The organism is Flavobacterium fryxellicola, from assembly GCF_900143245.1.
GTDB lineage: Bacteria > Bacteroidota > Bacteroidia > Flavobacteriales > Flavobacteriaceae > Flavobacterium > Flavobacterium fryxellicola.
The window spans coordinates 613457-626986 of the sequence record NZ_FRDK01000001.1 but is presented as its reverse complement, the minus strand read 5'-3'; the positions used below and the strand labels follow the sequence as shown (position 1 = coordinate 626986).

Annotated in this window: 13 protein-coding genes and 1 pseudogene; 8 read left to right on the top strand and 6 right to left on the bottom strand. The window is 33.8% G+C overall.

Annotated elements, in window-relative coordinates; translation table 11 throughout:
* Positions 1–92 precede the first annotated feature (92 nt).
* The 4 genes from BUA03_RS02775 (at position 93) to BUA03_RS02760 (ending at position 2992) form a co-directional block, all read left to right on the top strand.
* Entirely contained in the window at positions 93–989 is an 897-nt protein-coding gene (locus tag BUA03_RS02775; RefSeq protein ID WP_066076035.1) for a S66 peptidase family protein, read from the top strand.
* Between the two features lie 166 nt (positions 990–1155).
* A complete protein-coding gene (locus BUA03_RS02770) occupies positions 1156–1515 on the top strand; it encodes a YraN family protein (RefSeq protein ID WP_066075620.1) in 360 nt (119 codons plus the stop codon).
* A gap of 106 nt (positions 1516–1621) precedes the next feature.
* Positions 1622–2278, top strand: coding sequence for an aspartate kinase (locus BUA03_RS02765; RefSeq protein WP_066075622.1), 657 nt, complete (start codon positions 1622–1624; stop codon positions 2276–2278).
* Between the two features lie 105 nt (positions 2279–2383).
* Entirely contained in the window at positions 2384–2992 is a 609-nt protein-coding gene (locus BUA03_RS02760; protein WP_066075625.1) for a hypothetical protein, read from the top strand.
* A 49-nt stretch (positions 2993–3041) separates the two neighbouring features.
* On the opposite strand, the gene mfd is transcribed toward BUA03_RS02760, so the two are convergent.
* Positions 3042–6410 carry a transcription-repair coupling factor gene (gene mfd, locus BUA03_RS02755; RefSeq protein WP_066075628.1) on the bottom strand — a complete coding sequence of 1123 codons (3369 nt, stop codon included), beginning with the start codon at positions 6408–6410 and terminating at the stop codon, positions 3042–3044.
* The gene (locus BUA03_RS02750) at positions 6403–7008 is read right to left on the bottom strand and encodes a hypothetical protein (RefSeq protein WP_066076038.1); all 606 of its coding nucleotides are present in this window, start codon (positions 7006–7008) and stop codon (positions 6403–6405) included. Before BUA03_RS02750 ends, mfd begins: the two co-directional genes overlap by 8 nt.
* A gap of 406 nt (positions 7009–7414) precedes the next feature.
* Between BUA03_RS02750 and BUA03_RS02745 the strand changes: the two genes are divergently transcribed.
* Positions 7415–8353 carry an L-threonine 3-dehydrogenase gene (locus BUA03_RS02745; protein ID WP_066075631.1) on the top strand — a complete coding sequence of 313 codons (939 nt, stop codon included), beginning with the start codon at positions 7415–7417 and terminating at the stop codon, positions 8351–8353.
* Positions 8354–8456: 103 nt separating this feature from the next.
* On the opposite strand, the gene BUA03_RS02740 is transcribed toward BUA03_RS02745, so the two are convergent.
* Both BUA03_RS02740 and BUA03_RS02735 read right to left on the bottom strand, forming a co-directional pair.
* A complete protein-coding gene (locus BUA03_RS02740) occupies positions 8457–9023 on the bottom strand; it encodes a DUF6705 family protein (protein WP_139255599.1) in 567 nt (188 codons plus the stop codon).
* Between the two features lie 20 nt (positions 9024–9043).
* Positions 9044–10177: a hypothetical protein gene (locus BUA03_RS02735; RefSeq protein ID WP_157492178.1), complete on the bottom strand. Its 1134-nt coding sequence runs from the start codon at positions 10175–10177 to the stop codon at positions 9044–9046.
* 309 nt (positions 10178–10486) lie between these two features.
* On the opposite strand from BUA03_RS02735, the pseudogene BUA03_RS16830 reads away from it, so the two are divergent.
* From BUA03_RS16830 to BUA03_RS02725, 3 genes and pseudogenes are all read left to right on the top strand, one after another.
* Positions 10487–10618 (top strand): annotated as a pseudogene (locus BUA03_RS16830) (NAD-dependent epimerase); the annotation flags it as partial.
* A 272-nt stretch (positions 10619–10890) separates the two neighbouring features.
* Positions 10891–11778, top strand: a complete 888-nt coding sequence (locus BUA03_RS02730; protein ID WP_066075639.1) for a CPBP family intramembrane glutamic endopeptidase — start codon at positions 10891–10893, stop codon at positions 11776–11778.
* Positions 11779–11866: 88 nt separating this feature from the next.
* Positions 11867–13072, top strand: a complete 1206-nt coding sequence (locus tag BUA03_RS02725; protein WP_066075642.1) for an NAD(P)/FAD-dependent oxidoreductase — start codon at positions 11867–11869, stop codon at positions 13070–13072.
* 65 nt (positions 13073–13137) lie between these two features.
* Here the strand turns inward: BUA03_RS02725 and BUA03_RS16610 are convergent, their stop codons facing one another.
* Together BUA03_RS16610 and BUA03_RS02720 are read right to left on the bottom strand one after the other, a co-directional pair.
* Entirely contained in the window at positions 13138–13308 is a 171-nt protein-coding gene (locus tag BUA03_RS16610) for a hypothetical protein (protein ID WP_157492179.1), read from the bottom strand.
* Between the two features lie 9 nt (positions 13309–13317).
* Positions 13318–13530 (bottom strand): hypothetical protein, encoded by a 213-nt coding sequence (locus BUA03_RS02720; protein ID WP_066075645.1) that lies wholly within the window; start codon positions 13528–13530, stop codon positions 13318–13320.

The window sequence follows — 13530 nt, the reverse complement described above, 5'->3', positions numbered from 1 at the left end:
AATTTCCTCTAAACATCCGCAATCTCATTTTATATCAATTTCTATTGCTTATTTTTGTTTTACAATCTTTTAACAGCCAAGCCCAACACCAAATGATCACACCACCTAGTTTACAAAGAGGCGACACTGTAGCTATTTTGGCTACAGCCCGAAAAAATACAGAGGATAACTTGAAACCTGCCATTAATTTATTGAAGAGTTGGGGTTTAGAAGTGGTTATAGGCAGTACTATAGGTTTAGACAATGATCAATTAGCGGGGACAGACAAACAACGTGCTGCCGACTTTCAGCATCAATTGGACAATCCAAATATCAAAGCCATTTGGTGTGTAAAAGGGGGTTACGGAACCGTTAGAATAATTGATTTACTGGATTTTACTACCTTTAAAAAAAACCCGAAATGGATTGTTGGTTTTAGTGATGTGACTGTTTTACACAATCATTTGAATACCATGGGTTATAAATCCATTCACGGTATTATGCCAATCACCGCTCCAAGAGCAACTCCTCAAGCCATCGAAACACTCCGAATTGCTTTATTTGGCGAAAAACTTTCCTATGACATCGATCCGTTCCTGATGAATAGACCGGGCAAAGCTTCGGGTGAATTAGTAGGCGGGAATTTATCCATTCTTTACAGTTTGTTTGGTTCGCCCTCCGCAATTGATTGTTCCAACAAAATCTTGTTTATAGAAGATTTAGACGAATATTTATACCATATTGACCGCATGTTGATGAATTTAAAGCGCAACGGATGTCTAGAAAGCATCAAAGGCATTGTTGTGGGTAGCATGACAAAAATGAAGGATAATGATATTCCTTGGGGGAAAAATGCCATCGAAATTATAGAAGATGTTACAAAAAAGTATTCTATCCCTATTATGTACAATTTCCCTGCAGGTCATATTCAAGACAATAGAGCCTTGATTTTAGGAAATAATGTGACAATTAATGTCAATGAAAAATGCAGTACGTTAGTTTTTGAGTAGAGCTTTCCTCCCTCCTTCGGAGGGAGAGACTAAACGAAGTAGACTCAGGATAATTGTTTGTAATACTGAATATTGTTTTGGATTTTTAATTATAAATTAATGTTCTGAAGTGTAGGGATTAATTTCATAGGTTTATTAAACGAACACCACGACTGAAAACTTTTTTATGGCAGAACACAACGAGCTTGGAAAATTAGGAGAAGAAATGGCGGTCGAATTTCTCAGTAAAGAGGGTTATATCATTTTAGAAACCAATTGGACGTTCCAAAAAGCAGAAATAGATATTCTTGCCCGAAAAGGAAATACACTCGCAGTAGTTGAAGTTAAAACGCGCTCCTCTCTTGATTTTGGTTTACCTCAGGATTTTGTAAAGTCAAAAAAAATCCAGCTATTAGTCAAGGCCGTTGATGCTTTTGTGAACGAAAGAAATCTTGATATTGAGGTGCGATTTGATATCATTGCCATCAACAAAGAAGGCAAATCATTTGTTATTGAACATCTTATCGACGCTTTTTATCATTTTTAGTTGCTTTTTATCGTTGTTATATTTGTAACAAATTGTTTTTTATTTATATTTGCGTCCTATCTACACACTAACTACACGTAAAATAACAACCACTAAAAATTAAATCATGAAAACTGTTTCTTCCATTGTTGAAAATTACATCAAAACAAAGCCCTTTTTACTAAATGCATTATCATTAGGTATTATTAATTTGACCTCATTATCTAGAAACATAATGACCGAATTAGAAAGTGAATTTGGCAAGGAAGTAAAACAAGGAGCTGTTGTTATGGCTTTAAAAAGATTAACCGAAGAACTAGATTTTAGGTTAAATCATAAAATTAATAAAGTCATAAAAAACATCGGGGAAATCACTGTTCGCTCCGCTTTGACGGACTACACTTTTGCTGCCTCTGACACTGTTTTAAACAAACAAGCCGATTTAATAACGGATATTAACTCACTTCCTGATATTTTTTACACCTCATCCAGAGGAGTAAACGAAACCAACATTGTGGTAAGCAACAGCATCAATCACTTAGTTGACAAGCATTTTGCTACTGAAAAACTGATTCAAAAACTAGATAATCTAGCCTCAATAACCGTAAAATTACCAAAGGAAAATATTGTCGTTCCTGGGATTTACTATTTCATTTTTCAACGTTTGGCGTGGGAAGGAATTATTATCAATGAGGTAATTTCGACCTCGAATGAATTTACGATTTTAGTGAGTGAAGAACAAGTAGACGTAGCGTTTAAGGTTATAAAGGATTTGAAGAATTAATAAAAATTCTATTATATAGAAAGCTTCCAGCCTTTTGAAGGCTGGAAGCTTTAGAAGGCTGGAAGCTTTAGAAGGCTGGAAGCTTTTAAACTAAAAAAACACATTATGAATCCAATTCCTCTTGAAAACGGTAAATATTATCATATTTATAATAGAGGTAATAATGGAATTGATTTGTTTTATGAAATTGAGAACTACAAACATTTCTTGAGGTTATACGAGAAATACATTGACCCCATCGCCGAAACTTACGCTTGGTGTTTGATGAAAAATCATTTTCACATTCTAGTTTATATCAAAGAAACCGGAGAAATTGATGTTACAAAATTAGAATACTCTTCAACTGATAAACCAAAAATGGTTAGTGCTTCAAAACAGTTTTCAAATTTATTTAACGCTTATACTTTAGCGATGAATAAGCGATATAAAAGGACAGGTAGTTTGTTTGAGAAAAACTTTAGACGAAAAGTGGTTACTTCTGAAACTTATTTCCAAAAACTTGTTTTTTATATCCACAATAATCCTGTTCATCATAAGTTTACAAAACACATCGTAGAATATCCTTGGACTTCTTATGGAACAGTAATTTCAACCAAAAACACCAAATTGCAAAGAGACAAAGTAATAAAATCGTTTAATGATTTAGAAAATTTTAAATATTACCATACGATTAATCAAAATTTTGATGAAATTGAGGATTTAATTATCGAGTAAATTTAAAAGAAATATTCCAGCTTTGAAGGCTGGAAGCTTTAGTAATGTCCTATTTACCTCCCAACATTTCCATCAATTCTAGTGCTGTTCTGGTATTCTTTACATTATCAAAAGTCAATAAAAGACGCAATCCTGCTGGGGTTTGTTTTTCTTTCATTTTACAAATAGCACTGTTTTTTTTTACAAATTGTATCATTTGATTGAAACGTTTGGACTGGTAATAAGCGGATTGTTGATCTGATACAAAATAACCGATCATTTTGCCTTGTTTCATCACTAATTTCTCGATTCCAATATGCGTTGCAATCCATTTGATACGGATGCTGTTCATCAAGGCTTTGGCACGTGGCGGCATTGGACCAAAACGGTCAATCAATTTGTTTTGGAAAACGACAAGCTCTTCTTCATTTTTTACCGCTCCTAATTCGTTATATAAACTCAATCGCTCTGCTACATTATTGATGTATTCATCCGAAAACAATAATTCAAAATCGGTATCGATTTGCAGGTCTTTAACGTATTCTTTAGTTTCTATGTTATTTTCTTCTGGATATAAATCCTTGAATTCATTTTCTTTCAATTCATCAATGGCCTCATTCATGATTTTTTGATACGTATCGAAACCTATTTCGTTAATGAAACCACTTTGTTCACCACCCAATAAATCCCCGGCTCCGCGAATCTCTAAATCTTTCATAGCAATATTAAAACCGCTTCCCAATTCACTGAATTGCTCCAAAGCTTGAATTCGTTTTCTGGCATCATCAGTCATGGCAGAATACGGCGGACAGATAAAGTAACAAAACGCTTTCTTGTTACTCCGTCCTACTCGACCTCGCATTTGATGCAAATCAGACAATCCAAAATTATTGGCATTATTGATAAAAATCGTATTGGCATTGGGAACATCTAATCCGCTTTCGATAATCGTTGTGGCCACTAAAACATCAAACTCGCCATTCATGAAAGCAAGCATCAGTTCCTCTAGTTTTTTTCCTTCCATTTGTCCGTGACCAATTCCTACTTTTGCATTAGGAACCAAACGCTGAATCATTCCAGCCACTTCTTTAATATTTTCGATTCGGTTATTGATGAAAAAAACTTGTCCGTTGCGCTGAATTTCATACGAAATCGCATCTCGTATCAATTCTTCGCTAAAGCCAACGACATTCGTTTCTATCGGATAACGGTTGGGCGGAGGCGTTGTTATTACTGATAAATCGCGTGCTGCCATCAACGAAAACTGCAATGTTCTTGGGATTGGGGTTGCTGTTAATGTCAAGGTGTCCACATTAGCCGCAATAGTTTTGAGTTTGTCTTTTACGTTGACGCCAAATTTTTGTTCTTCATCTACAATCAACAATCCAAGGTCTTTAAAAACGACATTTTTATTAACTAATTGATGGGTTCCAATTAAGATATCGAGTTTTCCCTCGGCTAATAATTTTAAAGTTTCTGCTTTTTGTTTGGCCGTTCTAAAACGATTTAAGTAGCCAATAGAAACCGGCATATCCTTTAATCTTTCGGTGAAAGTTCGGTAATGTTGGTAGGCCAAAATAGTTGTAGGAACCAAAATTGCCACTTGTTTACTGTTGTCCACTGCTTTAAAAGCGGCACGAATAGCGACTTCGGTTTTACCAAAACCTACATCACCACATACCAAGCGATCCATTGGCCGATCACTTTCCATATCGGCTTTGACTTCTGCCGTTGATTTGGTTTGATCAGGCGTATCTTCATAGATAAAGGAACTTTCTAACTCGTTTTGCAAGTAACTATCCGGCGCAAACTGGAATCCTTTTTCTAATCGTCTTTTCGCATACAATTGAATCAAATTGAAGGCAATATGTTTAACACGCGCCTTGGTTTTTTGTTTTAAAATCTTCCAAGCATTCGACCCTAACTTGTAAATTTTGGGCGGCGTTCCATCTTTTCCGTTGTATTTCGAAATTTTATGCAGCGAATGAATGCTTACATACACAATGTCATTATCGGCATAAACGAGCTTGATTGCTTCTTGTGTTTTGCCTTCGACTTGTATTTTTTGTAAACCTCCAAAACGTCCAATTCCGTGGTCAATATGCGTCACATAATCGCCAACAGCTAAAGTTGTTAGTTCTTTTAACGTGATATTTTGTTTTTTAGAATAACCGTTTTTAATGTTGAATTTATGATAGCGTTCAAAAATCTGGTGATCCGTATAGCAGGTAATTTGGTTTTCTTCGTCGATAAATCCTTGGTACAAAGGCAAAACAACGGTGTGGTATTGCTTGCGAATATTCTCGGAATTGGCTTCATCCAAGGTTTCAAAAATATCATGAAATCGTTTGGCTTGCGCATCATTAGAACAAAACAAATGATTTTTGTATCCATTGAAATGATTCTCGCTCAAATTATTCAACAATAAATCAAATTGTTTGTTGAACGACGGTTGTGGCTGAATGTAGTATTCGAATTTTTTGTTTGTTCTAAAAATAGCTTTCGAACTCAACTCGACAATCGAAAAATCCAAGGCTCTTTTTATAAACTCCGCTTGGTTTAAAAACAATTGTTCCGGCGATGAACGCTTGATTTCCTGAGATAACTTTGCAAAAGCTTCTTCGGCTTTGCCAAATTGTTTGTCCAGTTGTAATAGAAAATCTTCCGTATTTTGAATTACAATAACGGTTTTCTCCGAAATATAATCTAAGAAGCTTTCTCGATTTTCCTGAAAAACTTTGTTTTCCACATTTGGGATGATCGTGATTTTCTTCTGTTGTAAAATTGACAATTGAGTCGCAACATCAAAACTTCGAATACTTTCCACTTCATCGCCAAAAAACTCGATTCGGTACGGATTATCATTTGAAAACGAAAACACATCGACAATTCCTCCGCGAACCGAAAATTCTCCAGGTTCCGTAATAAAATCGACTCTTTTGAACTCGTATTCGAATAATACTTCGTTAATAAAGTCAATCGAAATCTTATCGCCAACAGTTACTTTCAGTGTATTTTTGTCCAATTCTTTTCGAGTGACCACTTTTTCAAACAAGGCTTCGGGATACGTAACAATAACGGCCGGCTTTTTGCGGGAATTGATTCTGTTTAGCACCTCAGCACGAAGCAACACATTGGCATTATCGGTTTCTTCTATTTGGTACGGACGGCGAAATGAGCCCGGATAAAAAAGTACATCTTGCTCACCAATCATTTGTTCTAAATCATTCAAATAATAGGCTGCTTCTTCTTTATTATTTACAACGATTAAAAAAGGGAGCTCTGATTTTTTAAAAAGTGACCGCATTACAAATGAAAGTGCAGAACCTAGTAGTCCCGAAAGGTGCATCTTAACTTGGTTATTCTCTAATAGACAGGCAACAATTTGCTTGGTTTTAGGCGAATTATCGTAGGTAGTGTATAAGGCTGTTTTACTCAACGCGTGGAATATTTGGATCTATGATTGGTGTATTGGGAATGGCTCTTGTGGTATCCATCATTTTCAACAAGTCAGATTCTCCTTCTTCGACTGGAATGTTACTTTTGTCAACAATTTTGTCCATTTGTCTTTGTAAGGAAACGAGTTCCAAATTAATTTCAGCAACTAACTGCGTCACTTTTTTATCTGGAATAGTATCTAGATTAAGGAATAAATCCAGCATTTGAACTTTAGTAATTAAGGTCGAAATCCTGCTTTTTATCTGTGGTTTACTAAATTCAAAAGGAATGTTATCATTTAAAGCCATTGCTTTTTTGGTAAGCGACTTTGATTTTTGCTGAAAAGCACCAATTGTTTTTTTGGGTTTTTGCGCTAATTCTGCTAAAAAAATTCGCCACTCACTCCAAGTTGCCACACTGTTTTCAGAAGCTTCTGTTACCGGAGTGTCGTAAAAAACCCATCCTTTCTGTATATTAGTAAATATGATTTCTCTTCTTTGGATCTCTTTTTCATTCTCCGCAATGCGTTTTTCATCCTCATTTTTACAAGAGAACAATAGAAAAACCAGAGAAAAGAAAACGGCGAATTTGTATTTCATTTTTAATTTCATTAAAGCACAAAGTTACGAAGTAAATCTACAATAACGAATTCCAGAAATGGGAATGCTTTATGCTTTTTTACCTCCTAAAAAAGTATTTTATTTTAGGATAAACAATCTATAAATAAAGGTGTCAAAAAAGGTATTGTCTCTGAAAATAAATAAGGAATTACACCAAAGCAATTTTATAATTCATACCAAAATATTTCGACGAAATTAATCTTGATTTAAAATTCACATTTTGGACTATTAAATTAATAGTACGGCAGCAATTTTTATATTTAAAAAAAAGCACAATTAATAAATCATCTAAATTATTATCATTATTTTAAGATATTTATCATCATTTTTATCAAAATTATGGTATTTGCGAAAACGTTATCTTTGTTTTTCAAAACAGATAAAAATGAGTACTAAAATATTGATTATAGGCGCTTGTGGCCAAATAGGAACGGAGCTAACGCAAAAGTTACGCTCCATTTACGGAACCGAAAATGTAATTGCTTCGGACATCAGAAAATTGAATATCGATGTCGTTAATTCCGGACCGTTTGAAGTGGTGAATGCGTTGGATTTTAATCAAATTGAACATTTAGTAGAATTGCATCAAATCACCGATGTATATTTGATGGCTGCTTTATTATCAGCGACAGCAGAGAAAAACCCAGCCTTTGCTTGGGATTTAAATATGAATTCGTTGTTTCACGTTTTGAATTTGGCGAAAGCCGGAAAAATAAAAAAGATATTTTGGCCTTCGAGTATTGCCGTTTTTGGACCCACAACTCCAAAAGAAAATACGCCTCAATACACGATTATGGAGCCTTCAACGGTGTACGGAATCAGCAAACAAGCGGGCGAAAGATGGTGTGAATACTACCATAATATTTTTGGTGTAGATGTAAGAAGCATCCGTTATCCGGGTTTAATCAGCTGGTCATCGCCTCCTGGTGGTGGAACTACGGATTATGCAGTTGATATTTTTCACAAAGCACTTGCTGATAAAACTTACGAATGTTTTTTATCCTCCGAAACTAAAATGCCAATGATGTATATGGATGATGCGATTGCTGCGACTATAAAAATCATGCAAGCTCCCGTTGAAGAAATCAAAATTCGATCTTCGTACAATCTAGCCGCGATGAGTTTTACACCCACAGAAATTGCTGCCGAAATCCAGAAACACATTCCTGAATTTACAGTTACTTATAATCCTGACTTTCGTCAAAAAATAGCCGACAGCTGGCCAGCAAGTATTGATGATGCTGAAGCTAGAAAAGACTGGAACTGGAAACATGAGTTTGATCTAGAGAGCATGACTACTAATATGCTGGAACATTTGAAGTAAAAATATTAAGCACAAAGAATGCCGCAAAATTTAAGTTTTGCGGCTTTTTTTGGTTACGATTCATTTTTAATTGAATATGCTTCTTTGCATTTAATTAACAATATTATTCTTTACTTAAAATAATTTGTTCATGTGGTATAATTTGCTCTGCTCTACCATTAGGACATTCTCGAGAAGAAATTATCATTTGTTCAGGCTCAAGAAATAAAGTCATTTTAGTATTATTACTACCTTTAAGCCAATCTATGAATATCGTACCTGTTTGTCCGCATTTTGCATTTTTACCACTGTAAGTTAATGCATAAGTAGTTTGTTCTAAATAATACCCTTGAATAAGATAGGGGTTTAGATCAGGTAAAGATCTTGTATCTTCCAAAATATATCCATTAGTATTTGTTATTAGATAACGAATAATAAGTATATCTTCTTTAACATTTGAACGGATATCAGTGAATTTTGAAATAGTGAAAGAATATATTTTATCACCATGCACTCCTTTCCAAGTACCAGTAAAAACATCTAATTTATGATTAACATCTTTTATATAAGAACCTGCTGGGAAACTTATACTTGAACCCATGTAATCAATTACTTTTTCAACAGGAATAATTGTTTGAGCTTTACATTGTAAATTGAATAATATTAATAATATTATAACTATATTTTTCATGTTTTTTATTTTTTGTGTTTTTATTTGCATGGTATATTACTTATTTTATTGTTATCTAGTGTTATTTTAACAGTAGAGTTATCACTGTTGATTTCATATAATTCTATTCCCTTAATACCAATATTATCTTCTAAAAACTTTAAAAAGCCTAACTTCTTGTCGTTACCATTATCTTTTATACTTTTAACATACTTAATATTTAAATCTGAAATATCACAATCTATTTTTACATCAGTAATATTACCCGTAAATCTTAACTGATAAACCGCAGAACTAGAAATCATTGTGCTATATACCTCTGTAATTGGGGCATTATTTTTTTTAGTATTGTTTAAAAACTCTAAAAAATGAACAACATCTTTGGGTGAAAAAATTAGTATTGGTCTAAGCATTATCGGAGTTCCATTTTCTCGAAACCTGCCACTTGAATAAGGGTCTTGATGAGTATGCATACTCCCAGTAAAATCGGTACCAGGAGGCATGTTTAATTCGTTAGAATTTGTAGCGGCTATCATATCGGCAAAAGTACCATCTTTCTTTTGAACTATACCAGCTTCATTTTTATTGGCAGTTTTACCTTTTAAAGCGTCAATTTTTGCTTTAATTACGACATTATCAATTTGTGCTTTTATTTTTAGACAAGGATCTGCAACTTCCTCTTCTTCACCGCCACCACCGCCACCGCCACTAAAACCCCAATTAAGAAGAGAAACATTGCTTGATTCTATTTCGTAAGAATAAACGTACAGATAAGCCACGGTTAGGCTTTGAACGGGTTTTCTTGCAGGAATTATTACTTCATGCAGTTGTATTGGCTCGGTAGCATATGTTAGTGCGGATCTGCTTTCTATTTTATTTGTTGTATAGGCAGATGACTTTTTTATGAATTTTGAGATAATGTATCCGTTTTTCATTCTAAATCCCTTAAAAAAGTCACCGTTCATACTAGTGATTATTACTCGACCTGAAAACTCTTTTGTGCTTTGGGCAACATCAGGATACATTGTAAAAACCGCACTTTTTAATGTGTCGTTTACTGTAAGCAATAATACTCTACTGTTTTGTTGTTTGTCATTATACGGCAAAGGAATTACAGTTAACAATTGATCGCTATTTGTTATTTTTTCTAGCGTTATCGCATCATAATTAGACAAAGTAGTCGTTTTGGATGTTTTGTTACCGCTACCTTTTAGCAGATTTTGTTGTAAAAACTGAATCGCCTGTTCTCTTGATACGGTTTGAATATTTGAATCTTTTTGTATTAATGCATCGTCGAGACTGCAAGAATGCATAAAAGAAAGAGTACAACTCATAAAAAGCAATATAATTTTGCGTCTTAAGTCACTCGTTTGTTTGTATGTTTGTTTTCATATTTTTTTTTGTTAATTAATATTTCATAAAAATAACCAAAGTTTTACAACGAACAATACCCACTTTTAGTGATATTTTAAAAGAATGATTAAAAAATAGCCGACAGTTGGCCAGCAAGTATCAATGATGATGAAGTCAGAGAAGATTGGGGATGGAAATATAAATTTGATTTAGCAAGTATGACTATAGAAATGTTGAAAAATCTGAGTGCCAAAAAAGCATAGTGATCTGATTTTTTAAAACCCTTTTTTATGATGTCCTATTTCAGTTTTTTTTTGAATTATAACAAGGGTGAAAATTTAATTTCACTTTATAAAGCAATATTTTTTTTATAAAATAATTCTTATATTTGGATTATAAAATTTCAGTGACAGGAACTTTAGTACTTACTTTACTCTTTGTAGCCGAATTCATCTATTTCTGCTATCTCAACAAAATCGAGTAAGATGTTATACAATTACTTGTAAATTTCCATTTATTTATACAGACTGCTTTCATGACAATAAGGATTTCAAACAAACACCAAGGATGGCAAAATGTTTTACAAATAATTCTACCGTATTTTTTAATCGTTGGAATTTTTCAAATTATTGGCTATAGCATAACAGGGATCGATTTCATGAACTCTCAGTCAATTCCTAGAAGTCCCCATCAGACCTTGATTATATCATTCGCATCACTAGCTGGCACAATTACCGCACTGTGGTTTTTTATGAAATATGTAGTCGAAGAACCATTTATAAGCTTAGGATTTGAAAAAAAATCGATCAAAGAGGACACTATTCGCGGAATATATTATGGATTAATAATTATGTTAATTGGTTTCGTAAGCCTACTGCTTTTTGACGAAATACATTTTAGAAGTCTCAATTTCAACTTGCCATTGATCGTATTAAGTTTATTACATTATGTATGTGTAGCTATTTCCGAAGAACTTTTATTGAGAGGATTTGTTTTAAATAACTTAATGAAATCTTTTAATAAAGTAACAGCCTTACTCCTATCTTCCGTGGTTTTTAGTTTGTTGCATGCCGGTAATCCTAACATTACTTTTTTCGGCTTAATTGATCTTTTCGTAGCTGGGATACTACTGGGATTACCTTACTTATACACTAAAAATTTATGGTTTTCCATTGCTTTGCATTTTAGCTGGAATTTTTTTCAAGGAACAATTTTTGGCTTTAATGTTAGTGGTATAGAAAACTATTCCATCATTCAAACCGATTACAAGTTAGCCTCCATCTGGAATGGAGGTGATTTTGGGTTTGAAGGATCCATACTATCCTTGATTTTTCAACTTATAGCAATCGGGATTCTCTATATGTCCTTTGAAAATAAACTAAAAACAGCCTTGCCAGAGAGAAAAACTGCTCTAATCAAGTGAGATAGCAACAAATTATTTTCTTATCTAAAATTAATATTAGTAATTCCTCAACTCATTTTTTATTAAATTTGATAAAAACCTCCGCACTATGAAACTAAAATCAAGTGAACCTTTTTGGTTAGTCAAAAATGGAATTATCAACTCCTATCCGTCCTTAAGAGCAGACTTAAAAACGGAAATTCTAATTGTGGGAGGCGGAATAACGGGTAGTCTCATTGCACATCAATGCATGAACGACGGTTACAAGACGGCGTTGCTAGATCGACGAGAAATAGGTCACGGAAGTACATCGGCCACGACATCCATGTTGCAATATGAGATTGACGTTCCTTTGTACCAACTTATAGAATTAATTGGCGAAAAGGCTGCAATTGCAAGTTATTGGGCGTGCTATAAATCGATTGATGATTTAAAGAAAATAGTCCAACAAGTACAATCAGATTGTGGTTTCAAGAAAAAAGAGTCGCTCTATTTTGCCGCTTTAAAGAAAGATGTGAGTGGGTTAAAAAAAGAATTTGAAGCGCGAAAAAAAATTGGAATTCCTGTAAAATGGCTTGAAGCCGATGCAATTGATAAAAAGTTTAACATCAAACATTCGCATGGCGGAATCTTATCAGAACAAGGCGGCAGTATAGATGCTTTCCAATTAGCTCACGATATTCTGGCGTACAATCACGAAAAAGGATTGCAGATTTTCGATAAAACCGATATTAAAAAAGTTACCTATCAGCAAAACGGCGTTACCGTTCTAACGGAACATGGCACTACTATTACTGCCAAGAAAATAATTTACTGCAATGGTTTTGAAAGTACAGAAATCATAAAAGATGATTTTGTAAAATTACTGTCGACCTACGCTATGGTTGGAGAACGGCTTGAAGACGACCAGTCAAAGCTGAACGACACCCTTTTTTGGAACACAGCGGAACCGTATATGTACATGCGAACCACCGATGACAATCGCTTGCTTATTGGTGGAGAGGATGAAGATTTTGTAGATGCTCAAAAAAGAGATTCCTTATTAAATGTTAAATCGGAAAAATTGACCAAATATCTGAAGAAAATTTTACCCCACTATGATTTCAGAATGGATTTTGTATGGGCTGGTACTTTTGGCGAAACTAAAGATGGTTTGCCTTATATAGGGAAACACCCTAATTTTCCAAGCGCTTATTTTGTATTGGGATTTGGAGGAAACGGCATTACTTTTTCAGTCATTGGAATGGAGCTCGTTTCTAAAATGCTAAAAAACAAGAAACATCCATTAGCGGACTATTTTAAATTTCGTAGATAATTTTAAACCTCTTTCTACCTTATGTAAAAATGCCGCAAAAGATGATTTTGCGGCATTTTCTATAATTATAATTTAATATCTGCTAGCAGCTTTTTTACTTCTTTAAACTGTGATTCCGATTTAACTTCTAAAAGGTCTCTTGTTTTTCCATTTTTTAGTTGGACAAAATATATTTTTTTACTGAACGAAACACGTTCTTCAATTCCTTCTATTTGAACTACTGGAATTTTATCCATACCCGTTTTTTAAAAAAAATAATTTCGTAATCCAAAAGCAGCAACCATACCAATAAACAACCAAATTATTTTCATAAATCCAAAAGCTACCTGTGCATTCGATAAATTTAAAACTGCATTGATGAAAGTTATAATCAATAGCAATTTCACGATAAAAAAATGATTTTTCAAACCATCTTTGATCTCAATTGATGCAGTAGTTTGATTGTATTTAATATCCAT